29 protein-coding genes are annotated in these 24420 nt (G+C 61.4%); 11 read left to right on the top strand and 18 right to left on the bottom strand.

The features are described 5' to 3' along the window. Positions 1–45 precede the first annotated feature (45 nt). On the top strand, positions 46–750 hold the full coding sequence (locus tag AS026_RS22265; protein WP_028749347.1) for an autoinducer binding domain-containing protein: 705 nt from the start codon (positions 46–48) through the stop codon (positions 748–750). 3 nt (positions 751–753) lie between these two features. On the opposite strand, the gene AS026_RS22270 is transcribed toward AS026_RS22265, so the two are convergent. Further along, positions 754–1074 (bottom strand): transcriptional repressor TraM, encoded by a 321-nt coding sequence (locus AS026_RS22270; RefSeq protein WP_007539614.1) that lies wholly within the window; start codon positions 1072–1074, stop codon positions 754–756. A 207-nt stretch (positions 1075–1281) separates the two neighbouring features. On the opposite strand from AS026_RS22270, the gene AS026_RS22275 reads away from it, so the two are divergent. After that, positions 1282–1518 (top strand): helix-turn-helix domain-containing protein, encoded by a 237-nt coding sequence (locus tag AS026_RS22275; RefSeq protein ID WP_007539616.1) that lies wholly within the window; start codon positions 1282–1284, stop codon positions 1516–1518. Here the strand turns inward: AS026_RS22275 and AS026_RS22280 are convergent. From AS026_RS22280 to traA, 5 genes are all read right to left on the bottom strand, one after another. Further along, positions 1515–2231, bottom strand: coding sequence for a nucleotidyl transferase AbiEii/AbiGii toxin family protein (locus AS026_RS22280; RefSeq protein ID WP_100248189.1), 717 nt, complete (start codon positions 2229–2231; stop codon positions 1515–1517). The genes AS026_RS22275 and AS026_RS22280 overlap by 4 nt on opposite strands. 139 nt (positions 2232–2370) lie before the next feature. Next, the gene (locus AS026_RS22285; protein ID WP_007539621.1) at positions 2371–2985 is read right to left on the bottom strand and encodes a TraH family protein; all 615 of its coding nucleotides are present in this window, start codon (positions 2983–2985) and stop codon (positions 2371–2373) included. A gap of 15 nt (positions 2986–3000) precedes the next feature. Beyond that, on the bottom strand, positions 3001–4164 hold the full coding sequence (locus AS026_RS22290) for a conjugal transfer protein TraB (protein ID WP_007539623.1): 1164 nt from the start codon (positions 4162–4164) through the stop codon (positions 3001–3003). After that, entirely contained in the window at positions 4154–4720 is a 567-nt protein-coding gene (gene traF, locus AS026_RS22295) for a conjugative transfer signal peptidase TraF (protein WP_028749348.1), read from the bottom strand. The genes AS026_RS22290 and traF overlap by 11 nt, the downstream gene beginning before the upstream one ends. Continuing rightward, entirely contained in the window at positions 4717–8028 is a 3312-nt protein-coding gene (gene traA, locus AS026_RS22300; protein WP_062371846.1) for a Ti-type conjugative transfer relaxase TraA, read from the bottom strand. Before traA ends, traF begins: the two co-directional genes overlap by 4 nt. A 257-nt stretch (positions 8029–8285) precedes the next feature. On the opposite strand from traA, the gene traC reads away from it, so the two are divergent. From traC to traG, 3 genes are read left to right on the top strand one after another with little or no spacing between them, the layout of a single operon-like run. Further along, on the top strand, positions 8286–8582 hold the full coding sequence (gene traC / locus AS026_RS22305) for a conjugal transfer protein TraC (protein WP_028749704.1): 297 nt from the start codon (positions 8286–8288) through the stop codon (positions 8580–8582). A 4-nt stretch (positions 8583–8586) separates the two neighbouring features. After that, positions 8587–8802, top strand: a complete 216-nt coding sequence (gene traD, locus AS026_RS22310; protein WP_028749705.1) for a type IV conjugative transfer system coupling protein TraD — start codon at positions 8587–8589, stop codon at positions 8800–8802. Continuing rightward, positions 8795–10717: a Ti-type conjugative transfer system protein TraG gene (gene traG / locus AS026_RS22315; RefSeq protein ID WP_062368636.1), complete on the top strand. Its 1923-nt coding sequence runs from the start codon at positions 8795–8797 to the stop codon at positions 10715–10717. Before traD ends, traG begins: the two co-directional genes overlap by 8 nt. A gap of 6 nt (positions 10718–10723) precedes the next feature. On the opposite strand, the gene AS026_RS22320 is transcribed toward traG, so the two are convergent. Next, positions 10724–10951 (bottom strand): hypothetical protein, encoded by a 228-nt coding sequence (locus AS026_RS22320; RefSeq protein WP_028747014.1) that lies wholly within the window; start codon positions 10949–10951, stop codon positions 10724–10726. Between the two features lie 605 nt (positions 10952–11556). On the opposite strand from AS026_RS22320, the gene AS026_RS44240 reads away from it, so the two are divergent. From AS026_RS44240 to AS026_RS42090, 3 genes are all read left to right on the top strand, one after another. Further along, entirely contained in the window at positions 11557–11784 is a 228-nt protein-coding gene (locus AS026_RS44240) for a thermonuclease family protein (RefSeq protein WP_328285770.1), read from the top strand. Positions 11785–12519: 735 nt separating this feature from the next. Next, positions 12520–12777, top strand: a complete 258-nt coding sequence (locus AS026_RS22330; protein WP_037075330.1) for a WGR domain-containing protein — start codon at positions 12520–12522, stop codon at positions 12775–12777. A gap of 206 nt (positions 12778–12983) precedes the next feature. After that, positions 12984–13301 carry a hypothetical protein gene (locus AS026_RS42090; protein ID WP_007539635.1) on the top strand — a complete coding sequence of 106 codons (318 nt, stop codon included), beginning with the start codon at positions 12984–12986 and terminating at the stop codon, positions 13299–13301. Positions 13302–13598: 297 nt separating this feature from the next. Here AS026_RS42090 and AS026_RS22340 read toward each other — a convergent pair whose 3' ends face one another. After that, on the bottom strand, positions 13599–13910 hold the full coding sequence (locus AS026_RS22340; protein WP_007539638.1) for a DUF736 domain-containing protein: 312 nt from the start codon (positions 13908–13910) through the stop codon (positions 13599–13601). 441 nt (positions 13911–14351) lie between these two features. Between AS026_RS22340 and AS026_RS42785 the strand changes: the two genes are divergently transcribed. Continuing rightward, complete coding sequence (locus AS026_RS42785; RefSeq protein ID WP_202902590.1) at positions 14352–14528, top strand: hypothetical protein; 177 nt, start codon at positions 14352–14354, stop codon at positions 14526–14528. 7 nt (positions 14529–14535) lie between these two features. On the opposite strand, the gene AS026_RS22345 is transcribed toward AS026_RS42785, so the two are convergent. From AS026_RS22345 to AS026_RS42425, 6 genes are all read right to left on the bottom strand, one after another. Then, positions 14536–15459, bottom strand: coding sequence for an ArdC family protein (locus tag AS026_RS22345; RefSeq protein WP_007539640.1), 924 nt, complete (start codon positions 15457–15459; stop codon positions 14536–14538). Positions 15460–15761: 302 nt separating this feature from the next. Further along, positions 15762–16349 carry a hypothetical protein gene (locus AS026_RS22350; RefSeq protein ID WP_007539642.1) on the bottom strand — a complete coding sequence of 196 codons (588 nt, stop codon included), beginning with the start codon at positions 16347–16349 and terminating at the stop codon, positions 15762–15764. A gap of 555 nt (positions 16350–16904) precedes the next feature. Further along, positions 16905–17123 (bottom strand): hypothetical protein, encoded by a 219-nt coding sequence (locus AS026_RS43540; protein ID WP_007539644.1) that lies wholly within the window; start codon positions 17121–17123, stop codon positions 16905–16907. 53 nt (positions 17124–17176) lie between these two features. Beyond that, entirely contained in the window at positions 17177–17413 is a 237-nt protein-coding gene (locus AS026_RS22360; protein WP_051177341.1) for a hypothetical protein, read from the bottom strand. A gap of 62 nt (positions 17414–17475) precedes the next feature. Next, positions 17476–18657, bottom strand: a complete 1182-nt coding sequence (locus AS026_RS22365; RefSeq protein ID WP_007539646.1) for a DUF3991 and toprim domain-containing protein — start codon at positions 18655–18657, stop codon at positions 17476–17478. A gap of 137 nt (positions 18658–18794) precedes the next feature. Further along, on the bottom strand, positions 18795–18965 hold the full coding sequence (locus tag AS026_RS42425; protein ID WP_007539647.1) for a hypothetical protein: 171 nt from the start codon (positions 18963–18965) through the stop codon (positions 18795–18797). Positions 18966–19316: 351 nt separating this feature from the next. On the opposite strand from AS026_RS42425, the gene AS026_RS22375 reads away from it, so the two are divergent. After that, positions 19317–19616 (top strand): hypothetical protein, encoded by a 300-nt coding sequence (locus AS026_RS22375; RefSeq protein WP_007539648.1) that lies wholly within the window; start codon positions 19317–19319, stop codon positions 19614–19616. A 690-nt stretch (positions 19617–20306) separates the two neighbouring features. After that, on the top strand, positions 20307–20510 hold the full coding sequence (locus tag AS026_RS22380) for a cold-shock protein (protein ID WP_007539649.1): 204 nt from the start codon (positions 20307–20309) through the stop codon (positions 20508–20510). A 264-nt stretch (positions 20511–20774) separates the two neighbouring features. Here AS026_RS22380 and pmtA read toward each other — a convergent pair whose 3' ends face one another. The 4 genes from pmtA to AS026_RS22400 form a co-directional block, all read right to left on the bottom strand. Beyond that, entirely contained in the window at positions 20775–21365 is a 591-nt protein-coding gene (gene pmtA / locus AS026_RS22385; protein WP_007539650.1) for a phospholipid N-methyltransferase PmtA, read from the bottom strand. A gap of 231 nt (positions 21366–21596) precedes the next feature. After that, the gene (locus tag AS026_RS22390; RefSeq protein WP_007539651.1) at positions 21597–22292 is read right to left on the bottom strand and encodes an HAD family hydrolase; all 696 of its coding nucleotides are present in this window, start codon (positions 22290–22292) and stop codon (positions 21597–21599) included. Further along, the gene (locus tag AS026_RS22395; protein ID WP_007539652.1) at positions 22289–23098 is read right to left on the bottom strand and encodes a phosphodiesterase; all 810 of its coding nucleotides are present in this window, start codon (positions 23096–23098) and stop codon (positions 22289–22291) included. Before AS026_RS22395 ends, AS026_RS22390 begins: the two co-directional genes overlap by 4 nt. 57 nt (positions 23099–23155) lie before the next feature. Beyond that, positions 23156–24412, bottom strand: coding sequence for an ABC transporter substrate-binding protein (locus AS026_RS22400; protein WP_028747010.1), 1257 nt, complete (start codon positions 24410–24412; stop codon positions 23156–23158). Between the last annotated feature and the right edge of the window lie 8 nt (positions 24413–24420).

The raw sequence follows: 24420 nt of genomic DNA on the forward strand, positions 1-24420 counted from the left end.
CCTGGTGTAAGTACCACACACTTGCGCAAGGCAGGAAAAAAGTCAGTGGACGAAGACTTTCGCTCTCTTATCGATATGGCCGAAGCCTCGCACAACGAACGTATGATCAAGAACGCAGTCAAGAGTTTTGCGAAGGCATGCGGATTTGAGCGATTTGCCTATCTGCAAACCGAAGGCGCTGAAGTAAAAACGTTCAACTCTTATCCCAGGCCGTGGGAGGGAGTGTACCTTGCCAATCGCTACGCGCGGATCGACCCCGTCGTGACGGAGGCCAAGCGCCGGATGGATATGTTCGCATGGACGGCCGACGATTGGCCGGATCGCGGCTCCTCCGAACTCCGGCAGTTTCGCGACAAGGCGGTCGAGCACGGTATTTGCAGTGGTGTGACCATTCCCGTTGAAGGAAGCTATGGCTCTACGGTGATGCTGACACTAGCGTCATCGGAGCGAAAGTCGGAAGTACCGAGACTGCGCGACGCTCGAAAGGCAACGCAGGCTGTCATGGCGATACACTACTGCCTGAAGATAGTAGGTGCGGCATCGGTCGTGGCGCCGAGACAGGCGCTTTCTCCACGGGAGGGGAGGTGCCTCATGTGGGCGATGAAGGGGAAGAGCGTACCGGAAATCGCTATGATTACCGGCATCAATGCCAGAACGGTCCAACACTATCTGGACAGTGCGCGTCGGAAGTTCGAGGCCAAGACCATTCCTCAACTCGTCGCCATCGCGAAGGATCGTGGACTATTCTGATCGTCAGTCCTTTTCCCCTGACGGAACAACAGGGACATAGCCAAGGGCATCAAGGATCTCGGAAAGTTCTTCCTGCTGGCCTTGAGCCTGTTTCTGCCTCGCAAGATATTCATCCTGCAGGGTCTGAGCAACATCACTTGAGACTAATGGATCGCCGCTGGCCCGAAGCCATTCCTCGTAGACAGCTTCATCGGCGTCGAGCAGGCGCCGATGTTCCAGGATTGCTGAGACTGCCAAGGCCTCCAGCTCGTCCTTCTTGAGCGAACTGTAGCGCGAGCCTGCCTCGTTGCGCGCAGGTTCTCCGGATGCAGTACACTCGGTCATCCGCATGTCCTCAACACATCATCACCACTCAAATACCATGCTACCCACCGCATATAGCGTTTGGGCCGCGGCTGCACGGCCTGAATCCTCGACAAGCGGTTTTCACCGACTCGGAAAGATAACAGGCGAGGACCAATAACACGCACCGCGCGGATTAGGAACTATACTTCCTGGAAGAACAGTTTCAATTCAGGTTCCGCTCACGCCATGGATCTCAACCAGGTCATGGCGACAAACTTGCGTCGAATACGTCATGGCAAAAAGCTGACGCAGGAAGAACTCGCCCACCGCACTGGTCTGAGCATGCGCCATATTGGCTCCATCGAGCGCGGCAAAACGTCGGCCACTCTCACCGTCCTTGGCCAGATCTCAGAGGCTTTGGACGTCGACCCAAGGGAATTCTTGTCAGTAGCCGGTCCCACCTCACAGGCGCGTCGGACCTAGGCGTTGCGGATCCGTTCGGCGATCTTTTGTACTTTCTCAAACGCTGACGCAAATTCAGGCTTTTCGCCATACACCATTTCACCGAGCAACTTGACATAGCCTTCCGCGAACTTCCCGTCCCTGGCCACAACATCATACGCGCGGAGCGTTTCAGCCCTGGGATCGGCCTTATACGCTGCATATTCGCCGCCTCGGCTTTCGGCGTCAGCCTTCATCGTACTCAAGGCGATCGCGGCCGCTTCATCCACATCATAGTGGCCATCCATTCGCGATAAATCGTAGACGTGCCGGACAAGCGTGTGGTCGAGGGGCTCAACCCCAGCGAAAGCTGAGCCGGCCCGACGCCCGATGGCAACGAACTTGTCTGCTGCGGTTTCCACCAGTCTCACACATGCGACATCTTCGGCTTTCGCAGTCGCGCCCGTGGCTTCGGCAACAAAGGAAGAGACGGAACGGCTTTCCGAGGCGGTGCAAATGGGAAATTCGGCCAACTCGATCTTGATCTCCGGGCGCAAGACGCCCTCTCCTTTTGCGATAGCTTCATAAGGCAGATCGTAGCGGACGTACCGGTCATTTTGCTTGACGACATAATTGCGGTCTGCCGCAAAACCCGCCGCTTGAAGCCGGTCGTTCACCTCGCCTCGCAGGCGCTTGAGCGCGCTGCGAGAGTTTGCTTTTTCGCCTATGATGTGCAGGTCGATGTCCTCGGACATCCGTTCAAGCAGGCGATATGCGCGGCCCAACGCTGTTCCCCCACCAATGCCAAAGTAAGCCCATCGACCTGTACATCGTGTATGGCAGCCCCGCTTGGCGCTTCAATTAGCCTTTCGATGTGTCGGGTTTTTGCCCCTATCACTTTCCGCCGATCCTTGACAGGTCAATCCGCATTTCAGCTTTCCCGACTTCTTGCGACTCCCGCGGCTCCACATCGGTCTGCGCAGGAGTTTCCTCATCCGCAGGCTCAGTTTCCCCGCCGTCATTCGGCTCAGCCTGATTCGTGATCGGGCCGCCCGGATCTTCCGCCTGAAACACACTGACGCCTTCGAACTCGCCGGTTTTCCAAGCAAAGACCGCGTCCTCGAATATCTGCGGGAAGGCGTCGGCGCTCTTCGGGTTGCCATACCATTTCGCGACGATCCTCATGATCTTGGCGAACATCACCGTTCCCATGCGCAGGTTCTGGCAAGCATCGACCAAATCTGGTTTGAGATCGGCCGGGTCCTTGACGCCCACACCGGCCGGAAACTGCGTTAGACCGACACGAACGACAGCCTTGCCGGCATATTGGCGCACGATGTCCATCGCCTCGTCTGGGGATCTGGCCTTCGGCACGAGGATCAACCGCCCACCGGAGCGGACGGTCACGGCGAGTGGATCGGCAGACGCCGCCGCCGTGACGAACTGCTCGACGATCGCGGGTTTCAGTGAAGGGTCGGCGCAGTCTTTGATCAGGGCGGCGTCGAGCATGGGGCCTCCTCGGCATCACGTGTTGAAAGAAAAAACGAGCGGTTTGGAAAACAGCTTTGCCCAGGCGGCGGTGCTGGCCCGCTGGATGGCCACGATAGACGTTCCCTTAGTCCACCAGCCGTTGCCGACCGCAACAATTACATCGGGATCACCGAGCATCGATTCCAAGGCCGGCCAGACGAGCAGTTGCTCGTAGCAGATCAGCACCACCACCCGGCCGGATCCAACCGCCACGACCGGGTTCGCAAAAACGTGCGCTTTCGAGCCGGCGTTACCGCCGAAGAGCGGCTCCCAAGGCTGCCACATCGAGCCGGGAACGGGCATCCGTTCCCGATAGAGGATCCGACTGTCACCCGCAGATATCGCGACAACCACGTTATCGTATCCGACCGCGTCGACGACTGCAGCACCCGCCAGGACGGTCACGTCATGTCCGGCCAGCGCACGTTTCCAAAGCCGTTCGACCGTCGACGTCCAGAAGCCCAAGGCACTCTCGGGAAGGACGATGATTCGAGAACCGCCCGACGCTCGTTCGGTGACCGTTGTAATTAGATCACGGTGGCGGGCCATGCTGGTGTCCCGCCCGAGCGACGCACCAAATTCGAGATCGACGCCCCGCCAGGCTTCCGGTAGCTTCGGTTCGGTCCAGAATGCGGCGGACCAGAGCCAACAGCCCGTAAGGCCTATGGCCACAGCTGGCCAGAGGCGGGAAACGAGGCCTGCCAGGCCGGCTGTCATGGCGGCCAGTCCCAACCATCCCCATCCCGGAAACAAGACGCCTGCGGCCGTGATGGGATGCGCCCACCCGGTAATGCCGAAAGGGGGGACTGCCATCAGGACGGCCGCCAGAAGATAGCGGCCCGGATGAGGGCCAGTCTCCTTCGCCCATAGCAGCGCATGCACCGCCACAAAACTTGCGGAGGCAGCCAGCCACAGCAGCAGGCCCCGCCAGATATCCGCGGCATAGAACGTGGCCACACCTTGCGGCAGGCCGCGCGACGCCGACAGGAAATATGCGGCGGAAACCAACGTTGCCGTCAATCTCGTTTTCGACAGCGACCAGAGGACTGGAAAGCCGAGCGCCAGCGGCAACAACAGAACTTGGCCGCTCCATGCCACCGTTCCGACGCCGACCGAAGCGATGGTAAGCAACGCTGGACAACCCCAATTATGGCGCATAAGTCAGCACCTGACGCGCCAGACCGAGAATGCCTAATGCCGGCACAGGCCCGAAGTAACGGGAGTCAAACGAGCCGGCGAACGATGAATGCAGGAAGACCTCACCGCGCGGCACCACGCCGCCGGCAAACCGTGTCAGCGGCCGACCTTCTCCGTCTTTTTCGGCGACAGCGGAAGCACGAACGAGGCGTCGATCGACGGTCACCTCGGCCGCGATCTCGACCTGCTGGCCGGCGACCGCGACCACCGACTTGATCAGCGGCGCGAAGTGGCCGGGGCAAAGACCGGCGCGGAGATAGCCCCGCGCTCTCGCTACGCGCGTAGCGGCTGTATCCGGAGGGCAGATGAACACCAGGTCGCCCACACCAGGCGATCGGTTGAGTGGGACAATCCGCCAGACGCCGAGCGGCTCGCTCGGGGTCAAGTTGATGCGATAGCCGCCGAATAAACCGGCCAGCCCGACGACTACGACGGCGGCAGCCGACACCGACAGAGTGATAGCAGCTTGTCGTCGCTGCGCCATCGCTCGCACGCGTGTTGGAACGGGAAGCGTCATTTGAGCGAGAGCCCCTGGCTCCTGGTTTGCCGCAGCGTCTCGGCCTGCTTCAACGCTTCGGTCGTGCGTTCATGCGCGGAAAGTTGCTGCATCGTCCGCATAAAGCTCCAGGCGGATTGCACCTCCGCCTTCTGGCCGAGAGACATGGTTGAGGTCACTGACTGGAAGGTCTGACCTGTCGTGTCCTTGGCGGCGAGCGGCAAGAACGTGCGTTCGCCGAAACGGGCCGATACGGCTCTCGCGAAGCCTTCGAGTTCTGCTTTCACCATTTTGTCGGCGAGCGCGTATTCGAGGCCTAAGGGAAGGTCGTTGCAATCGATGGCGTCACGCACGCGTTCGAGCGTCTGCTTTGCCGCCAGCGACAGTGCCGGAATGTCGAGAGAGACCTTCAAGCGGACGGCGCGCTCCTCGGCTTCATATTTGTGTTCTGCCTCCTTGCGCTGACGCAGATAGCGTTCCAAGTTCCGGGCAAGCGCTGGCGCATTGGTGACGGCCTTCTCACGGACCTGCTTGTCCGCGCTGCCAACAAGAGGGCCGGTCTCGCCTTTCAGCCCACCAAAGGTCTCCGGCGCGGAACCGAGCTTGGCGATCGTAGATTTCGAGGGCGCCTCGTTCTTCAGCATCGCATTGACGTTGACAGCTTTGAACGCGTCTTCCGGCTGAGCGTAGACGAGATGGAAGCGCGCTGAGACTTCCTCCCATTGCTTCTTCAAGCCGGGGTCGGCGGCAAGTCGGTCTTCGACGGCCTGTTCCAGCGATTTTGGGAACGTGGTGACGCCCGATACCATGGGTTTTGCCTCCTTGATGCTGTGCGATCGAGTGGTCTTGGCCGCGCGGGCGGACAGAGCAAGCCTGCTGGCGATCGCCGCCAGACGCGCGCCAAGCTCGGTGAGCTTCGACTCTTGCCGGACCGCCCATTCGAGCCGGTCGCGAACGACCGTGCGTGCGACGTTAATGAGGTGAAGGCCACGAGCCTCGGCGAAGCGAAGGGCTTGGGCGTAGAAGCGGCCGCTTGCATAATCGAGCGTCGTTTCTTTGGCTTGTCTGCGCGACAGGATCGGGATCAGTCCGCCTACCTTGGCGAAGGATCGGCGGCCGTAGTAGAGACCTAGGTCCTCACGGTGACGAGTCATGGCCACGTAGGTGAGATGGCGGTCAAGCGACAGGGACGCCAGCACCTTCACCCGATCGACGGTGGCACCCTGGCTCTTATGGATCGTGGTGGCATAGCCGTGATCGAGATTTGCATAGAAGCGTTGCTCGACCGTGACCTGGCTGCGATGTTCGCCTTCTCCGACTTCCGCGACGATACGCCCGGGCGCCGCTTCAAGGACCTTGGCCAGCATGCCGTTCTTGATCCCGAGCGAACTCTCGTTCTTTAGGAACACGATCTGGTCACCGGCTGCGAAATTTCGGTGACCGTCTTCGGTTCGGAAAGCAAAACCGTCGGCGACGAGGCCGCGTTCGACGAGCTTTGCGCGAGCCATGTCGTTGAGCATTCGGACGTCACGGCGCAAGTGCGCAAGAATGAGACTCGACTTTTGCGGATCATAGTCGCGGTTCCAATCGGCAATCAGCGCCTGCACGACATCGGCCTTGAGATCGGCTCCGCTGACGCGGCCCTGGGCGCGATAGGCTTCGACAGCTCTTCCGATATTGCCGCGGGCCAGATCAAGCGACGCGTCGCGCATCCACTGCTCGCGCTGGCGATAGATGGTTTCGAGTTCGCCATAGCCGATGCGGTCGGCAATGGCGCGGAAGGCCGCACCCGCTTCGATCGGCTGAAGCTGTTCCGGATCTCCGACAAGGACGAGTTTGGCGCCGGACTTCGTCGCTGCTTCGACGAACAGCGCCATCTGCCGCGACGACACCATGCCCGCTTCATCAAGAACGAATACTGTCTTGTCGTCCAGCTGATTGCGACCTTGGTTCCAGCGCAGTTCCCAGGATGACAGCGTGCGGGAGACGATACCGGCTTCCTTCTCCAGGCCCTCAGCGGCCTTGCCCGCAAGCGCCCCGCCAACGACGCGATAACCGGCGGCTTCCCAGGCCTCGCGCGCGGCTTTCATCATCGTCGTCTTGCCCGCGCCTGCACGTCCGATCACAGCAGCGATGCGCTCGCCTCCGGTAACATGTGCGATCGCCGCCTTCTGCTCGTCCGAGAGGCGCAGGTGACGGGCGAAGACCGCGTCCCGCACCGCGTCCGCCACGCTGTGAGAGGAGCGTTGATCCAACCAAATCGACCGACTGGCCATTTCCGCTTCTAGCCGGATGAGGTCGCGCGTCGTGTATTTCGCCGGCACGCGTAGACCGCTTGAAAATTCGATCCGCTCGCGTTCAAGCCGGAGCGTCTCGGGGCTCTGCAGGATCCTTGCCATCAGATTTTGGAAGAGGTCGGCGTCGTCAATGTAGCGGTGGAGGATCTTGGCAACGTCACGTTCGTCGAAGACGCTCTTCTCCCGGGTGATCAGGTCGAGCACCAGTTCGGGACGGCGCTGAATGCGGCGGGCGTTTTCCGCCCGGCGCCCCTCCTGCAGCTCCATCCGCTCCAGCGAAGGGTCCCGCTCGGCCTCCGCCGACTTCCTTTCGATCGCCTTGACGCCGACGCCGAGGTGAATGGTCGGCTCGAGTTCGATCCCCTGCTTCTCGAAGGAACGGCCGTCGACGCGGAGATCGAGTCCGGCACGCGCCAGGTGTCGGTTCTGACAGGCAAACCAGCCGTCGCGAAAGACATTGAAATCATCGAGGCTACCGGCCCAGAGCTCGTAGACGATCTTGCCGGCATCGTTGCGCACCGGCGTGCCGTCAGGGCCGGTCACTGCGACCTTCTTGGCGCCGAACCCGTCTTCGGTCAGCGGCCGAAGCGTCGTCATCAGGTGCACATGCGGATTGCCTGGCGCATCGTGATAGACCCAGTCCGCCACCATCCCCTTCGATGTGATGTGCAGCTCGACGAAATCCCTCACGAGTTCGATATTCTGCGCGGTCGAGAGTTCCACCGGCAGCCCAACGGTCACGTCCTTGGCAAGCTGGGCATCGACACGCTTCTCGAAAGTTTCGACGCTATTCCAGAAGGCCTCGCACGCCCCGGAGACGGAGCGATCGGCAATCATCGCCCGGAGCCATTTCGGTGCATCAGCCGGGATCACGAACTCTTCGTGCAGCAAGCCTTGCTTGCGTGTGTAGTCGATCGTGCGGGCCTCCCGCTCGTACTCCATCTTGGCGCAATGCCGGTAGGCCGCCGACAGCACGGCGCTGCGGCCGGAGCCGCGGGCGACGATGCTGACGGAGAAATGAGGCACGGCCACGGCGGAGTTCTTTCCCGATTGCAAGCAAAATCAACATGTTCGGCAGCGAGATCGGCCCCGCCGGGGCGCTCTCAAAAGAACGTCGCGCCAGCGACGTATAATTGCGCCCTTCGGATGCCGCTCTTGCCGAGCGGCCGGGATCATCCACGAAAGCATCGCCCTTGGCGATTGTAGGATTAACAGTAGTGCGTTCCACACCGACGTCCGGAAGATGGGGTCCGAGAGACAAGTTTTCGCACCCAAGGAGCTATCCGGACATGAAGAAGCCATCCTCGAAAATCCGCGACGAAATCGCCAGGCTCCAGGAGCAGTTGAAGCTCGCCGAAACCCGGGAGGCCGAACGCATCGGCCGGATCGCGCTTAAAGCCGGTCTCGGTGAGATCGAGATCGACGAGGGTGAACTGCAGGCAGCATTCGAGGATCTGGTGAAACGCTTTCGCGGGGGCAAGGCCCGTACGACCGGAGGGAAGGGGGCAGGCGGCGCAGGCGACGGCAGCACGCCCACCGCGCAGAACCCGCCTGGCGCGGCTGAGGGCAGGACTGGCGAGGCTTGAGCGGATGCGAAGATCGACGACTTCAGATGCCCGCAAGAAGGACACACGCGAAAAGATCGAACTCGGCGGTCTGATCGTCAAGGCGGGGCTGCGCTACGAGAAGCGGGCGCTGCTGCTTGGGCTCCTCATCGATGCCGCCGCGCGGCTGAAGGGAGACGCACAGGAGCGCTCACGGCTTGCCGCACTCGGTGCTGAAGCGTTCGGAGAGAGAGATGACTAGGATCCTGCTGCTCGTTGCACCCTGCGCGTTGATGATGCTGACGGCCATCGGCATGACCAGGATCGAACACTGGCTATCCCACTTCGGCAAGAGCGATGCCGCCCGGCAGATGCTCGGCCGTGCGGGCATCGCTCTGCCCTATGTCGCCGCGTCGATCGTCGGCATCGTCTTTCTGTTTGCGAGCGCCGGCTCGGTGCGGATCAGGACGGCAGGATGGGGCGTTGTCACGGGCGCGACAGCGACGCTCGTCCTCGCGGTCCTGCGCGAGGCATCGAGGCTCTCCGCGTTTCTCGGACAAGTCCCGGCCGGCAAATCCATCTTCAACTATCTCGATCCAGCAACGACGATCGGCGCCGCCACGGTGCTGATGTCGGCGCTGTTGGGCACGCGGGTGGCGATTGCCGGCAACGCCGCGTTCGCAAGGCCCGAGCCCAAGCGCATCGTTGGAAAACGGGCGGTGCATGGCGAGGCCGACTGGATGAAATTATCGCAAGCAGAAAAGCTTTTTGCCGAGAGCGGCGGCATCGTCATCGGCGAGCGCTACCGGGTCGACCGGGATAGCAGCGCGGCACACTCGTTTCGCGCTGACAGCGCCGAGACCTGGGGAGCGGGTGGTAAGTCGCCGCTGCTTTGCTTCGATGGCTCGTTCGGCTCATCGCACGGCATCGTGTTCGCCGGATCCGGTGGTTTCAAGACGACATCAGTCACGATCCCGACGGCGCTAAAATGGGGTGGCGCCCTCGTTGTTCTCGATCCTTCGAACGAGGTTGCGCCAATGGTATCGAAGCACCGTGGCGACGCCAACCGCGACGTCTTCGTGCTCGATCCGAAACACTCAGAAATCGGCTTCAACGCGCTCGACTGGATCGGCCGGTTCGGGGGAACCAAAGAGGAGGATATCGCCTCCGTCGCGTCGTGGATCATGAGCGATAGCGGTGGCGCGCGTGGCGTCCGTGACGACTTCTTTCGCGCCTCGGCCTTGCAATTACTCACTGCGCTGATTGCTGACACTTGCCTCTCCGGCCACACGCCGGAAAACGACCAGACACTCCGGCAAGTGCGCAAGAACTTGTCCGAGCCGGAGCCCCAGCTGCGCCAGCGGCTGCAGGAAATCTATGACAATTCAAGTTCGGATTTCGTAAAGGAGAATGTCGCGGCCTTCGTTAACATGACGCCGGAAACATTCTCGGGCGTTTACGCCAACGCGGTCAAGGAAACCCACTGGCTGTCCTACCCGAACTACGCCGCCCTGGTCTCGGGCAAGACCTTTACGACGGGTGATCTTGCAGATGGAAAAACGGACGTGTTCATCAACGTAGATCTCAAGGCATTGGAGACGCATGCGGGCTTGGCGCGCGTCATCATCGGTTCGTTTCTGAACGCCATCTACAACCGCAACGGCGAGATGCCGGGCAGGGCGCTCTTCCTTCTCGATGAGGTGGCGCGCCTTGGATACATGCGCATCCTGGAAACCGCGCGTGACGCAGGCCGCAAATATGGAATCACGCTCACCACAATCTACCAGTCGATCGGCCAGATGCGTGAAACCTATGGCGGCCGAGACGCGGCAAGCAAGTGGTTCGAGAGCGCAAGCTGGATTTCATTCGCCGCCATCAACGATCCCGAGACGGCCGACTACATCTCGCGCCGCTGCGGCATGACGACCGTAGAGATCGATCAGGTCAGCCGCAGTGTCCAGTCGAAAGGATCGTCGCGCACGCGATCGAAACAACTTGCCGCCAGACCTCTGATCCAGCCGCATGAGGTGCTGCGCATGCGTGCCGACGAGCAGATCGTCTTCACCGCCGGAAACGCGCCGCTCCGGTGTGGGCGCGCAATCTGGTTTAGGCGTGAGGACATGAAGGCATGTGTGAAGCCGAACGCGTTCTTCCGCGATACTGCGGACAAGCCGTAAGATCGGTCAAGTCGCATCGGCGGGCGGCCCGTCCAGCAGCCCATCGAAGACTTCGAGCAGCGCGTTGGTAATCGCCTGCCCCAGAGCATTGCCTGCAGTACGGAGATCATCCTCCGTGCCGTCACGCGCGGCCTGGGCAAGCTCGAAGCCCTGCTCGCCGACAATCTGTTTGGCGACTTCGATTGCCCAGAGACCGAAGTCGCCGCGGCTTCCAATTTGAACCGTATCGTCCATGATCAACCTTTGGATATTTTTCGCGCCCATACACTCGGCTGCGACAAATGACAGTACATGAGCCATAGCGCAACGCCGAATACCGCCTTCCGTCGCTCTTCCAGAACCCTCGGAAGAGAAAACGGCAAGATGCGTTTCGTTTGCCAGCTTGAAATCTATCCGATCGGCCGAAGGGAGGCGGGACCGACTGCGCCCCACTCCTAAACACCACCTGAGGCCGACCTGTTCATAAAGACAGATGAAACCGGGCTCGACGTAGATTGATGCAAACAGCAGAGGACGGGCACGTGGCGAAATCGAATGTGGTTCCGATGAGACCACGGCGCAAAAACAGCAGCGGGAACGATCGATATCGGCCGGAGCGAAAATTCCGAACGGGACAGAACGGCCCGCGCAAGTCGCTGATGGGTCATCTCAGCCATCATCATTGGAGCGGGTGGTTGGCTTACCTCCGGCGGCGCTGGTGATCTCTCCGGCGTGCTGGCTCTTGCCAAGATACCGACAACGGATACGTCGCAGGCCGTTTTTCGTTGTGCGGCGAGAGCGTGCGAATGAACTGCGTCGTCGACGGCGACACTTTCTGGTTTGGGGGGAGAAAAAACCGCATGGCGGATATCGACACGCCGGAACTCAGCCCTCCTCGCTGCGAGGGGGAGCGGATCAAGGGCGAGGCGGCGAAGGCACGCCTGCTCACGCTTTTGAACGCGGGCAAGTTCTCGCTGTCATCAGGTTTGCGGGACGAGAACGAGCATGGCCGAAAACTCCGGAACGTCACGCGGGAGGGACGATCGCTCGGCGACCACCTCATCGATGAAGGTCTTGCCCGGCGCTAGGACTGCGCAAGACTTTTATGGTGCGAGTAAGGAGCTGCGAGAGGATCGTCACCTGGATGGGCGGAGACCGTTTTCGGCCACCGTGAGCATCGCGAATAGGGCCGTACGCCGCAGGCGTCTCGCCCAAAGACTTTCGGCTTTGCACGTTCGATCGACCGAGGCCCGACATATATCGATGGATTGTCACATCAGCGCGTGTTCGTGACCCGCGATAATAGAAGCGCTCGACCAGCGCAGCACCCAGGACCGGCAGCAGCGCCAAAACCGCAAGATGGAAGATCCTATGGAGGCCGAAAAAAATGGACACGGCGATAGCAAAGATGGCGCCCAACAACGCGCCGATGACATAGGCAGATAGCCTTTCATGTGACATCCTCATGCTGTTTTCGAGATCCATAATCTTCTCGGAGGTGAAATCCGGGCGAAGAGAAAAACCTGCGCCAGCGCACGCCTGAAACAGTCGAAGCTCCCGGAAATAGACCTCTCTCATTGGATGTTCGAGATTCGGCGGCAGTCGCAGACGCTCATTGTGCCAAGCCCAGTCTTGAAGGGAAACCCCGCGCAGATCCTTTAAGTTCCTTATTGATGGTCGCCCGCCGCACGGACCGGCATCCAGGTAAATTCGCGCAAGCCCGTCGTGTCCGATGGCATGCCATCAGCGATATGAATCAATCCCTGCCGACCGATTCATAAGTCTCGTTGGACGCGATTCCGCTGATCGGCGATTCTGATCTCATGATCGCGCAACCCTACCATCTCTATGTCGAACGCGTTGACTCCGCCAGAAACATGGCGCGCTACTACGCCATGTCGATCGAGCCCAACCTGTTCGGGGATGTCTGCCTGCTCAGGAAGTGGGGCCGCATCGGGACAAAGGGTCAGATGATGGTCCACCATTTTGGGCGGGAAGAGGAAGCAGTTGAACTGTTTCTCGATCTGCTTCGACGGAAACGAAAACGCGGCTATCGTCCGCGCACCTCCGTGCCAACATGAGAATGGCCCGCCGAAACGGGCCATTATGCCTTATCGGCACCTGTTCCAGAGGAGCCGCGGAATGCGGCGGGGAAAATTCTGGCGGCGCCAGGTTACAGCCGAACGCGCGGGCTGCAATATCCCCGATGAGAGATGACAGCTCGTTGACAAGGAGAGTTGCAATTGATTGTGATCTCTTTCGTTGCTAACGGAGATCGGCCACTCTGTTGCAAAGAGGGGTCAAGGACCGCAACCGTGTCCGTCTGCCGGCGGGAGTGTCGAGGGATGAAATCCCTGACAGCCGGGAAGCCCGATCCGGCGCACCGGCTCCCCGTCCAGCTGCAAAAGAGCCGCCTCAAAAGGGGCGGCTCGGCATTGATCGCACCGTCCTGTTCGGCAAGCGTCACGACCAGATCAGCCTGGGCAAGTTCAAGCTCGCCCCCGATCTGGCGGCGCTCGGCGGCATCGCAGGCGTTCTTCAATTCGAGGCGAAGTTTTTCGATGTGCTGTCCGATCGTCATCATCTCATCTCCTTGAGTTCGTGAAAGACGAGACCGCTGGGCGGGAGGAGATGACGGGGTCAGGGAGCGCGGCAGCCACCGGCGGAGCAAGCGCATGGGGGAGCCGATTTTGTTGGAGCTGAGGTTCGAAGCGGAGGCAAAATTGGGGGAACCGCGCGTCCTCTGACGCCGGCATTTCTGCCCGGCACAATCGCTCCATCTGAGCAGACAATATTCCGGTTCCGTATCGCACCGAGAAAGCCGGCGGCAGGCTCGATGCCCGCCGCCGGCTTGTCTCTATTCAGTTCAGCCCCGCCTTGGCGGCGGGGCCCTGTCCGGGTCTCAGTCGCGGTGGGGGCGGGACCAGATCAACTGGTAGCCGTCCTCGCCCTCGACCTCGGTCAGCGTCGCGTAGATCGGAGCGGGGAAGCTCGGGTCATCGAGCTTGACCGAGAGATAGTCCCGATCCGTCTCGGCGGAGCGCTTCTGCCAGGCCGCACCCAGCTCGACGTTGCCTGCGTAGATGCGGAAGTGCGGGCCCTTGTCGGAGTGATTGTCGATGCGAGCGATGCGGGCCTTGACGTTGAGGGCAAGGGTGCGGATCGAGCCGTTGAAGCCGGTTTCGGAAGTGGTGAAGGTGCCGATGGTTGCCATTGTCGTATTCCTTTGCTGTTTCGGGCCGCGCCCATCGCGGCCTCGATGGCTGTCGCAAGATCGGGGACGATCGGACCGCACCTGAAAGGCCAAAATGAAATGGAGGGCGGCCACGAGAAATTTTGTTGTTCCGCGAGGAATGGGCGCGCAGCGCTCAGGGGAATAAAGTTTCGGAGGGCCGTTGCGGTAAGACGATCGAGGCAAAGCCGGTCTTCGATCAGACATGCCTCATCGAGCCCGCGACGGTCGTGGCCTGGCGCAGTGGTCGAAGGAATATGGCAATGGCGGTTCGTCCCTCGACTGCTCCCGAACGCTGCAACGATCGCTCCGCGGTCCTGTCCACGTGCGAAACCGAAACCTCGCAGAACCAACGAGCAGGGGGCGTTGCATTGCCCGCTCCGCGCTGTCGTCGCGCCTCGCAAGCCGTCGCCTGGAGGATCCATGCATCAGCAGACAAAGCCCTTTATCGTCGAAATCAAGCCGTCCCGGAAGCTCAAGCCGATAGACCGGGAAAACTCGATCTGCGGCAAACTGCACCTTGCGACGGATCGTGACACGCCCACCGCGACCGACGGCCGAGAGTTGTCGGCCGCCGGCGAGGCCGACGACCGGCGCTGACAAGTCGTTACGCAGCGAGCCGCTTGTCGGCCGCGTCCGGCTGCAGCGAATGCAGGAAAGTCACGGCCCGCTGCGCATGCGCCGCCGCCTGGAAGATCGCCCGTCTGTCATCGGCCAGGACCTTGAGCCAGGAATCGAGGTAGGACGCGTGATCGGGGCGGGGCTCGAGCTCGGGAACAATCCCGAGATCGGCGCACAGGAAGCAGCTGCCGAGCTCGGCGATCAGTTCCTCGCGGGCTCGTTCAGATTTGTCCTTGGCATAGCGGCTGAGGTCGCGACCGAGGCGATGGGCCGGCGCCGTCCAATGCGTGACCTCATGACTCAAGGTCGCGTAGTAGCTTGCCGCATCCTTGAAGCTCTCAAATGGTGGCATCTGGACGACATCGGCGGCTGGCGCAAAGAAGGCCTGGTTGCCGCCATGACGAATTGAAGCACCGGTGTTGCGGAAGAACCGATCCGCGTGCCCGATGCGCTCGACAGGATCCGGAACGGACACCGGCCGGTGATGATACTGATCGGGGAGTCCCTCGATCTGTTCGACGTTGAAGACGCTGTATGCCTTTAAGAAGGGGATTTCCCGCTCGACCTCGCCGCCGTTCCCGTCGGTTTCGGACTTAGTGAAACGGCTGGCGAAGACGACGGTCGTGCCCGTCTCGCCTTTGCGGACCGCGGCGCCCAATTCGAGGGACTGCTTGAACGTCATCCACGTGGATGACGCGTAACCTCGCGCGACACCCTCCGACCACAAAAGCAGCACGTTGACGCCAGAATAGGGTTGCCCATTGTAACGCAGCGGCCGGGTAATGCGACCTGCCGCGTTCGCTGAATTCCATGGTTTCATCCAAGGCCGCACGCCCTTTGCCAGGTCTTCGATGATCTTGTCGGTGATCCGGCTGTAGAGATCGACCCGCTGATTTTCTGTGTTGCTCATATTCAAACTTCCCCGTTTCAAGGCCGCGCCCCTCGCGGCCCGTTACGAAGGGCGAAAGCAGGAGCAGGTTAGCCGGCGGATGCACCGGAACGGCCGCAACGCAGTGGAGGACGGCGAAGGCGTTGCGTCCGTCGGCGGCTCCTGCAGACCCTACGAAGGAACGGGCCACGACGGGCGTGCCATCGACTTCATTTCCTTTTTCTTGCTGGCGGGGTCAGCGACACGAAACAGGCCGGTCCCGCCACGGAAGCGGCCGGCTCGAGTTGATGGAAAGGCGGGGCCGAAGCCCCCGCCGAAAGTGGTCAGTCGAAGGCGGAGATCTGCGTTTCGGTAGCCTTGCGGTAGAGCGCGTGGCCGGGCTGTTCGACGGGACGGTCGAACGGTTTCCAGGTCTCGCCGATCACCTGGACATAGGCGGCGACGGCGCCTTCGGCCGCCATTCTGAGCGCATGGACCTGTATGCCCATGTCGGCGGCGAATTCGCGCTTGCGCTGAGCGGCGCTGTCAAAGCCGACGGGGCCGTCCAGGTCCTCGTCGCGGGCATCGTTGGCGGCTTTGGCCGTGGCATCGCGCCCCTCGGTGACCGCGCGGCTGTAGAACTGGCCGGCGCCGTGGGCCGAGCCGACGTAGGCACCGACGATCCGCTGCAGGTGGATCTGCATGGCCTTGTCGCCAAGGCCGTCGCCGAGCGCATCGGCTGTCTCCGTGACCAGCCGCTCGTGCAAGTCGCGGATGCCGTCGCTGTCGATGACGGCGGTTCCGAAACTCTCGGTGATCTTAAGTGCCTGGCTGACGTCGGGGCAGGTGAGCCGGACCATTTCGATGGTTGCGCCCTTGCGCAGTTGCACGACGCGTGTGGATTGGCGGGAGGAGGGTGTAGGCTTGGCCATGTCGTTTCCTTTCGAAGTCGTCCGGAGCGGCTCCGGCCCATGCCGGCTTGCCCTTCGGTGCGGTCACCTCGAACCGGCGGAAAGACGGGCGCTTCAGGGTCCGGCCCCACCTGGACGAGCGGAGCCGGTTTGCTTGCGACGAGGGCAAGCTGCCCTCGACGGAGCACGCGAGCCTGCTCCGAGAACGACGGCGGGGTCCGGCCGCGCCGCGGCGCGACAGCGGCCTTGAAGCGCACGGACGCCGGTTCAGACCTCAGCAAAACCGAAGGGCGATCCGGCGTGGGGAGGAAGATGACGTCCTCGAATGAACGAACAGGCGTTTCCGGGGAACCCTGGCTTCCCCACGCGCTGCACATGAACGCTCGGCCTATCGCTTGGTCAGCTTAGGCAAGCGATAGGATTGCAGCCAGCCGGACCGTGCGAGTTGCGAAGGCCGCGCAGCAGACCGCTGCCGTCATGAGGCGGGCCCGCCCCAACCAGGCGTTGTTGAGGATTGATTTCCAGCGTCGACGATGCCTGCGGCGTAGGCCGGAAGCGCCGCTTGCTGCTCCGCCGTCAGGGCGGGCAATGCTTCACGGCGACAACCGGCAACACGCGTATTTGGCCGCCATCCGGCTCCGCTTCCCTGGCCGCAATCAGGCGCCTGAGCTCAGCCGGGCCGGCGCTCAGAAAGGCTTGGCCTTCGAAATGGTGAAATTGCCGCCAGAACGCGGTTCGCTCGGCCGGCGATCCTCCGATGCCGGCTCTCCGCTCCAGGTCGCCGATGGTGCTCATGGCAACGCCCTCCACGCAGTTGCGACGACGCGGCCATCCAATTCGGCTCGCGCTCAAAGTGCGGCGATTGTCGCGTCCTGCCGAGCAAGATTCCGCGTAAGCGCATCGACTTCCGGCTGTCGCTCGGCCGTCAGACTGCCAGATTGGTGCGGTAGCGTTCGAGGAAGGCGCCGTCCAAGCAGGGGAATGAGCGCGGTTAGCCGGTCGATGAGATCGAGCTGGTGCTGCGTCTTTCGCCGTGCCGCTTCCATTCTGGCAAGCTCGCCGAGCTGTCGTTCGGAATTGGCCATTACGCCGCCCTCCCGCGCCAACCGGCGCAGCTGGAGGGGCCGTCTAGGCGGCATGCTTCGTCTCATTGATGACGAAACCGACGGAATATTCTTGGCTCGGCACAAGGAAGCGGCGCGTCTACGTGGTCGCCGCGCTTGCCGCCGACCGCCGCGATCACCTGGGTCATGCCGCCGACATCGCGGCCGGCGGGGTCCAGGGCCGGCTCACGGGCAAAGCCTCCGTTGACGCGGCCGGAGCGCATGCGGCACGCCTCCTCTTCTTTCCTCCCACCCTCGCTTTTCCTGTTCTCATTCCTTCGCTTCGCGCGAGCCTTCAGGGCCTCGTTCCAGTCTTCTTGCGGTGGGCGGAGCCGCATCCAATCGCAGCCGGCCCCATGGGCAAGCGCGCGCAATCGCTCGGCAAACAGATCGCCTTGGGGATTGGCGTCGGTGGCGGCGACAAGCTGAACGGTGGGGCGTGAAGCCAGCGCGCCAAGGGCTGCGGCCGTGATCGGAGACCAGCCGCCGCCGGTGCTGAGATAAAGTGTACCATCACGTAACCCCTCGATTGCCGCCAGGCTCATGGCGTCGATCGCAGCTTCCGTCACGGCCAAGCGCATTGCAGCGTCAGGGCCGAGGCGGAACAGAACCTTCGCTCCCCCGCTGGCAAAGCCACGATATTGCGGACCGCGCGCCTCCCAGCCTGTGATGTCGCCCGCATGGTTCGTATGAGCGGCCCATAGGCTGCCCTGCGGCCCTTCCCGGAGGAGTTCGCGTTTGATCGCCGTGCGGAGCAGGGATGTTGGAAGGCAGCGCTCGTCGTGCAGGTAGCGCCATGTCAATGAGCCAGGCCACGGGCGGCGGCGTGCTCGCCAACGATCGGTAAGGGAAAGGTCGGATTTGTCTGCAGCGCTTAGAGATTTCCATTCGGGCGCGGAAATTTCGAACCCCACCAGAGCCGCGACCTTTTCGATGGCCTCGTGAAAGCTGGCGCGATCCAGGTGCTCGACGAGCCCGAAGACATCACCCTTCGCCTCGCTGAGCGGGTCGAACCATCCGCGCCCTTGATGTGTGACGATGACGATCTCACTGCTGCGTCGAAACTTTACCGCCCGGCGGGTGCTTTCCTTGACATCAATGGCAAATCCGGCCTGTTCCAGCACAGCTGCGCAGCTTACGGCATCGCGTAGCGCCTCTATCTCTCTTCTCTCCATCCTTCCTCCGATCGCGAAAGCGATCGCCTCCTGCTCGTCGGTTCTATTCATCGGCCACTTCACCGGGCGTGAAGAGCAAAGGCCGCAAGGGCGCGGCTTGCAATTTGGTGAATCATGCAAGGTCGGCCGCGGCGGAGCCTCCCTTGCGGCCTGCCGCTCGCAAGCGGCACGCCTAAGGTGCCGCCGGCTCAATGCCACGGCGTGTATTCATGGACGATCTCAAGATCGTCGTCGGCGTCGTTTTCGTCAGACGGCGGGATGCCGTATTTGCCGTCGACCGAGAAGAGGGTGATCGGAACCACAAGGTCGCGGGAGAGCTGGAATGCGTGGAACTGGGCGAGTGAGAGGTCGTGCGACATGTGAGAGGCCCCTTCGGAGCGGGCCAATTCCCGCTCGATGGCTCCTCAGAAGGCCCGGGGGGCGCGATCACCGCGACGCGAAGCAGAAGCGGCCGAAGCTTGCGCACGGACTCCTTGCGGGTTGATCGTGGAAGATCCGGAACCGGGCCAGGACGCCATCAAATGAGAGCGGGATTGGACTGCGCCGATGGATTGCGCCAAATGCATCCTGATCTTGCGATCTCGATAGCTCCAGCCGGCAAGGTCCTGAAAACAGATCGCGGGCGGCCGGCGTGACATTAGCCGATTTCAACTGGCGAAGAATCTTGGTATCTCACCGGGTAGGTGGCAGGGCGGCATAGGGAAGTGACAATGGATTCACGCAGGGACATAGCCGAACGGGTCATCGCGCGTTGGAAGGCGCGAGGGATCCGGATCGATGAAGACCCCGGTTTCATGGAACTGGTCGCACTTTGGACGGCAGGGACGATCGAGTCCGATGAAATGCGCCGCCGGTATGCCGCGCTCCTGCGCGAGCGGTCCCTGTCCAGATCAAGCCCACTTGACCTGCACCCCTCCGGCGAAGAGCCGGATGTCGATCATCAATCCATTGCCATTCCAGACGACGAACCGGATGAGCGGGAAGGCTTCGTTCAGCCGGCGCAATGGTGACTTTAACAGGGCACAGAGCGAGTCCTTCGCCCGCCTGTCAACCGGCGCTTCCTCGCGCGGGAATGCCGAGAATAAAGAGAGATGCCAGGTGCAGGCCTGAAGTCGCAACCCCGCACCGTCATCAACCGGCGAAAGGTCGCGGCAGCGCGCCTCGCGCGGCGAAGGGCTGCCTGGTGTTTACCCTCGCGTATTTTCCCACCGGCTGCCGACACCAGGATCAGCCATTGAGCAACGCACGAATTGCGCTGCCGCGTTCCGCCGCCTGCCAAAGGCCTTCCCAGCCTCGTGCGCCTCCCAGTAATACCGTGATTGAAGAGATCTTGGCCTCAGGCGAAACTGTCGGAGTTCGGCGGCGCCATCTCTGCGGGGACTGGGGACCCACGTGACAGCTGTGCCCCCGGGATCACGCACGGGGTGCGGCTGCCGACCCGGCAGATAGACCGGGAAATCTCTATGCGGTAACAGACGAGGACGTTTCAAAACGGGAGCCATAGAACAGCAGCACGGCAATGATCATCGACTGCCAAGAGATTTGAATCCATCGCGAGGTTCTTCCCGAATCCTTGGGACGAACCAATTTTGCCGCGACAGTGACGAATAAGATGAGGGCAACCGATTGCGAAGAAAACTCCGTCGCCTTAAAGATTCCGGAAGCGGCAATCAGCCGTGAAAGCGTCGAGGATTTTGTTCATGGCCACTGGTATGGTTAAATTTTTCAATGGAGACAAAGGATTTGGCTTCATCACCCCGGATAATGGGGGGGCTGACGTATTTGTGCACGTGTCTGCCTTGCAGGCTGGAAGCTCTCTCAGCGAGGGACAGAAGGTGAGCTACGAGGTGGGCCAGGATCGCAAAACCGGCAAGTCGAAAGCTGAAAACGTACGGCTTATTTGATTTCCGCGATCATGGGATCGGCCGCCTCGGCCGCAGCAAAGCCTCCGTTGCTGCGGCCGCTCGCAAGCGGAACGCCGTAGCCATGGCCGCCGGCTCAATGCAGAAGCGTGTATTCACGGACGATCTCAAGATCGTCGACGTCGATTTCGTCGGAAGGTAACGCCGAGAGCTTCCCGAAAGCAACTTGACGGTCAGCGGTAAGTCAACAGCGCCACGTCGCTCCATCGACGAAGCACCTATGTCGTTCTTGACCGATGAGAGAGCTCATCGCCTTTTTCTGTACGTCCAGAGCTGCGCCGGTGGAATGTTGCGCATCATGAAAGCCAGGTGGCGGACTTCGTAACCGGCGGGAAGCGCGACGACCGGAGACAGCAACCCATAGGTGATCTGAACAACGGGCCTTCCGTTCGGCACACGTTCCAGGAGGTCGAGGATCAGTGACAGGCGCTTGTCTGGAGGCAAGTGCAGGAGAGGTACAGCGGAAATGACGCAGTCGAACTTTGCGCCCCGCTCAGGACCCAGAACAAGATCGAGCGCGAAGGCGTCTCCGCATCGAACGTCGACTTCGGGAAACTCCTGCCTGAGATGCCGGCAAAACTCCGGCGAGTATTCAACGGAAACCAGATCCTTCGGCCGAACGCCCAGCGCCAGGATCTGTTTTGTGATGACGCCGGTTCCCGGGCCAAGTTCAAGCACCGGAAGCCCCGAGGATGAATCAATGACGCTCGCCATCTTCCGGGCGGTCACGACGGAGGTCGGCGTTATGGCGCCGACGGCTGTTCGGTCGCGCTTCCAGCCTTTCAGGAATTCTATCTCATCCTTGAACTTCGATCCCACCCGCTGTCGCACGCCCATTCTTCGCCTCCGCTTCGATGCCCACGATGATTGCCGCCACAAACATCGCTTAAACGCGACAAAGGCAAGCCCCCAAGCGCCATTTTCCGTCCGCCTATTGTATTTTGCGCATAAAAAGATGCCTTTGAGAACCTGGGGGGCCCGGGAGGCGCTGCCATGCGGTTGGTTTTCGGCGTGAGGAATCAGAGCGACTTTTTTTGCTCTATTCGCGCGAAGTTGGGGATTGACAATCTAGCCGGCGCCTCGAAGCCGGACCTGATCTGTGCACAGCAAAGCTTTGAGCTGCGCGGCAGAACGCGTAACTACCGAGGCCCCGACGGAAAGGAGCCGCTCATCGTGATCGTTGAGGCAATGGCCGCCGGCTGTGAAGCCGATAACCGTCATCCCGGCCGCGACACCGGCCTGGACGCCGGCGATGCTGTCTTCCACGACAACCGTACGGGCAGGATCGGCCCCCATCCGGTCGGCCGCGAACAGAAAAAGATCAGGTGCGGGTTTGCCCTTCGATACCATGACGGTGCTGAAGACATGCGGTTCGAGCAACGGCCAAAGGCCGGTCCTCTCAAGACCGAGACGCAGTTTTTCAGGCGCGCTGCTGGAGGCGACACAACGCGGCACTGCAATTTGGCCAAGAAGCTCGGCGATGCCGTCGATCGCCTCCAACTCGGTCAGATACTTCTCCTTGATCTTTGCGGCGACCACTTCTTCGAAATCGGGAGGCAGAGGCCTTCCCCACTCCTCCTCGACCATGCGTCGCATCGTGGCGGCAGACAGCCCGGTATATCGGCGGACAACGTCTTCGTAAGAGGTCGGAAAACCAATGCGCGCCAGTTCATCGGCGTCGATCTGGGTAGCGAGCTTTTCGCTGTCGATGAGGACACCGTCACAGTCGAAGATGACAAGGTCGAATGGTTTGGTCAGGCTCATTGGAAACCCTCCGGCATGAATTCCTCGGGGCTGATTGCGACCACGACCCTGCTGCTGACCTCGAACTGATTGATCAGGACGCTGTCGTCGCGAACTAAGGCGACATTAAAGGCCGGCGCATCGTTGACGAAGCGCGCATCGCGCCGCTCGAGATGCGGAATGATCTGGTGCGCAACGCCCCGGCTCGCGCTAAACGGTACGCCTTGCCAGGTGCCGCCAACGTCGACATGGACATGGCCGCAGAAGATGTGGCGGACCGAACCTGTCTTGACGAGCGGCCCCACGGCGTTTCTTGGAACCAGGGTGATGTGCGGCGCAAAATGCGGCAGCCCGATCGATTGCAGCGGGTGATGGCAAAACAAATAGCTTGGCCGAATTGGCTCTTCAGCAAGGCGCTCTAGAAGCCATTCGAACCGGCCGCAGCCGAGCGAGCCATGACCGTGGTCGGTCACCAGCGTGTCGAGGAAAATCAAGCGGCCAGCCGGCAGATCCAGGACCGATTGGACGAAGCCTGTTGCGTCGATTGCGGCGTCGGGGAAAACCCGACGGAAATTAGCCCGATGATCGTGGTTCCCGAGCAAGAGGCGATGCGGCACCCGGAGGTCCTGCAGGATGTCGCGCAGAAGCTGGTAGGCGGCGGCGTCGCCTTCATCGGTCAGATCGCCGGTGATGACGCAGAGATCAGCATCCGCATGCTCGTTGTTAATGGTCGCGATCACAGTGCGGAGACGGGCGGCGGGATCGAAACCGTAAAGGGTCTTGCCCGGAGCCACCAGATGCAGGTCGGTGAGGTGGATGAGTTTCATTGATTGATCCATGAAAGCGAGCGCCGAAGCGGGTCCGGCGCTCTTGGTAGGAGTGGCTTAGTTGGTCTTCGGGAGAAGCGCGCGAACCTTCTCTGCCATATCGGCGAGAGCTGCATCCGGCTCCATGCTGCCAAGCGCGATTGCGGACATGTCGTCGCGAATGACCTGCGAGATCTCGACACCGTTTTCGCCGGGCCAGGAGAACCACGGACGGGCGCGCGGCGTCTGCTGCACGCTTGTGTACCAGTTCGGGTGCTGCTTGTAGAAGTCGGCAAGGTGATCCTTGTCGAGAGCACCGGTATTCGTCGGCATATAACCGGTGTTCGGAACGACAATGCTCTGGCCGTCCGCGCTGGTGGCAAACTTCACATATTCCCAGGCTGCGGCACGCTTGGCTTCGTCCTTGGACAGGATGACCGCGACCATGCCGCCCGTCGGCATCGTTGCGGCCTCGGAGCCCAGCGGCTGTTTTGCCGTCGTCAGCTTGAAGCGCGTGCCGATTTCTTTTTCGAGGCCGCTGACGCTGCCAGCCGATGCGAAGAAGAAGCCGAGCTTGCCTGAGGTGAAGAGCTGACGGGCTGCACGGCTGTCTATCGCCGGCTGCGTGCCTTCCGTATGGAAGCGCTTGAAGAGCTTGGCGGCAGACTGACCGGTCGGACCGTCGAAAGCGATGTCGGTTTCCTTGTCGTTCATCATCTGGCCACCGAAATTGCGCACCAGGTTCTGTGTCGTCCAGTCGTCCGAACCGAGATCGTAGAACATGCCCGATGTCCCGTCGCCGAGCGCTCCGATCTTGCCGGCTAGCGCCACGAAACCGTCCCAGTCAGTCGGAATCTTTTCAGGATCGCCGCCGGCCCGCTTGATAAGGTCGGCATTGAAATAGACGACCGGCGTCGACATAGCGAACGGCAGGCCGTAGAGCTTGCCATCTATCTTGGCGAGCGACAGAACCTGATCGGTATAGCCCTTGTCGGTCAGGTGATCCTTGGCAACCAGATCGTCAATCGGCTCGATCAGGCCGCGGGCGACGAGCGGGCGCAGCACGTTGAAGCCGACATAATGGACATCAGGCAACTGGCCGGCCATGCTTTGGCGGATGAGCGCCTGGACGGCTTCGTCGTAGCTCGGGGCCGCTGCCCTGAACCCGATCTTGATATCGGGATACTTCGCTTCGAAGCTCTTGGCGACGGCTGCGTGAATAGGCTCGTGCTCGGCCCAGGCGTAATAGACGTCGAGCTTGGTTTCCGCGTGGGCGGGGGCGGTCAGGCCTGCCATGGCAAGGCCAGCCGCGATCATCATGGCAATCGTTTTCACGATGCTCT

It is taken from the genome of Rhizobium altiplani (assembly GCF_001542405.1).
GTDB classification, from domain to species: Bacteria; Pseudomonadota; Alphaproteobacteria; order Rhizobiales; family Rhizobiaceae; genus Rhizobium; species Rhizobium altiplani.

What these genes read in the sequence shown, in the direction of transcription:
- AS026_RS22270 (WP_007539614.1), bottom strand. Translation starts at nt 1,074, where the DNA reads ATGACCGAGTGTACTGCATCCGGAGAACCTGCGCGCAACGAGGCAGGC.
- AS026_RS22275 (WP_007539616.1), top strand. Translation starts at nt 1,282, where the DNA reads ATGGATCTCAACCAGGTCATGGCGACAAACTTGCGTCGAATACGTCAT.
- AS026_RS22280 (WP_100248189.1), bottom strand. Translation starts at nt 2,231, where the DNA reads ATGTCCGAGGACATCGACCTGCACATCATAGGCGAAAAAGCAAACTCT.
- AS026_RS22285 (WP_007539621.1), bottom strand. Translation starts at nt 2,985, where the DNA reads ATGCTCGACGCCGCCCTGATCAAAGACTGCGCCGACCCTTCACTGAAA.
- AS026_RS22290 (WP_007539623.1), bottom strand. Translation starts at nt 4,164, where the DNA reads ATGCGCCATAATTGGGGTTGTCCAGCGTTGCTTACCATCGCTTCGGTC.
- traF (WP_028749348.1), bottom strand. Translation starts at nt 4,720, where the DNA reads ATGACGCTTCCCGTTCCAACACGCGTGCGAGCGATGGCGCAGCGACGA.
- traC (WP_028749704.1), top strand. Translation starts at nt 8,286, where the DNA reads ATGAAGAAGCCATCCTCGAAAATCCGCGACGAAATCGCCAGGCTCCAG.
- traD (WP_028749705.1), top strand. Translation starts at nt 8,587, where the DNA reads ATGCGAAGATCGACGACTTCAGATGCCCGCAAGAAGGACACACGCGAA.
- traG (WP_062368636.1), top strand. Translation starts at nt 8,795, where the DNA reads ATGACTAGGATCCTGCTGCTCGTTGCACCCTGCGCGTTGATGATGCTG.
- AS026_RS22320 (WP_028747014.1), bottom strand. Translation starts at nt 10,951, where the DNA reads ATGGACGATACGGTTCAAATTGGAAGCCGCGGCGACTTCGGTCTCTGG.
- AS026_RS44240 (WP_328285770.1), top strand. Translation starts at nt 11,557, where the DNA reads ATGGCGGATATCGACACGCCGGAACTCAGCCCTCCTCGCTGCGAGGGG.
- AS026_RS22330 (WP_037075330.1), top strand. Translation starts at nt 12,520, where the DNA reads ATGATCGCGCAACCCTACCATCTCTATGTCGAACGCGTTGACTCCGCC.
- AS026_RS22340 (WP_007539638.1), bottom strand. Translation starts at nt 13,910, where the DNA reads ATGGCAACCATCGGCACCTTCACCACTTCCGAAACCGGCTTCAACGGC.
- AS026_RS42785 (WP_202902590.1), top strand. Translation starts at nt 14,352, where the DNA reads ATGCATCAGCAGACAAAGCCCTTTATCGTCGAAATCAAGCCGTCCCGG.
- AS026_RS22345 (WP_007539640.1), bottom strand. Translation starts at nt 15,459, where the DNA reads ATGAGCAACACAGAAAATCAGCGGGTCGATCTCTACAGCCGGATCACC.
- AS026_RS22350 (WP_007539642.1), bottom strand. Translation starts at nt 16,349, where the DNA reads ATGGCCAAGCCTACACCCTCCTCCCGCCAATCCACACGCGTCGTGCAA.
- AS026_RS43540 (WP_007539644.1), bottom strand. Translation starts at nt 17,123, where the DNA reads ATGAGCACCATCGGCGACCTGGAGCGGAGAGCCGGCATCGGAGGATCG.
- AS026_RS22360 (WP_051177341.1), bottom strand. Translation starts at nt 17,413, where the DNA reads ATGGCCAATTCCGAACGACAGCTCGGCGAGCTTGCCAGAATGGAAGCG.
- AS026_RS22365 (WP_007539646.1), bottom strand. Translation starts at nt 18,657, where the DNA reads ATGAATAGAACCGACGAGCAGGAGGCGATCGCTTTCGCGATCGGAGGA.
- AS026_RS42425 (WP_007539647.1), bottom strand. Translation starts at nt 18,965, where the DNA reads ATGTCGCACGACCTCTCACTCGCCCAGTTCCACGCATTCCAGCTCTCC.
- AS026_RS22375 (WP_007539648.1), top strand. Translation starts at nt 19,317, where the DNA reads ATGGATTCACGCAGGGACATAGCCGAACGGGTCATCGCGCGTTGGAAG.
- AS026_RS22380 (WP_007539649.1), top strand. Translation starts at nt 20,307, where the DNA reads ATGGCCACTGGTATGGTTAAATTTTTCAATGGAGACAAAGGATTTGGC.
- pmtA (WP_007539650.1), bottom strand. Translation starts at nt 21,365, where the DNA reads ATGGGCGTGCGACAGCGGGTGGGATCGAAGTTCAAGGATGAGATAGAA.
- AS026_RS22390 (WP_007539651.1), bottom strand. Translation starts at nt 22,292, where the DNA reads ATGAGCCTGACCAAACCATTCGACCTTGTCATCTTCGACTGTGACGGT.
- AS026_RS22395 (WP_007539652.1), bottom strand. Translation starts at nt 23,098, where the DNA reads ATGAAACTCATCCACCTCACCGACCTGCATCTGGTGGCTCCGGGCAAG.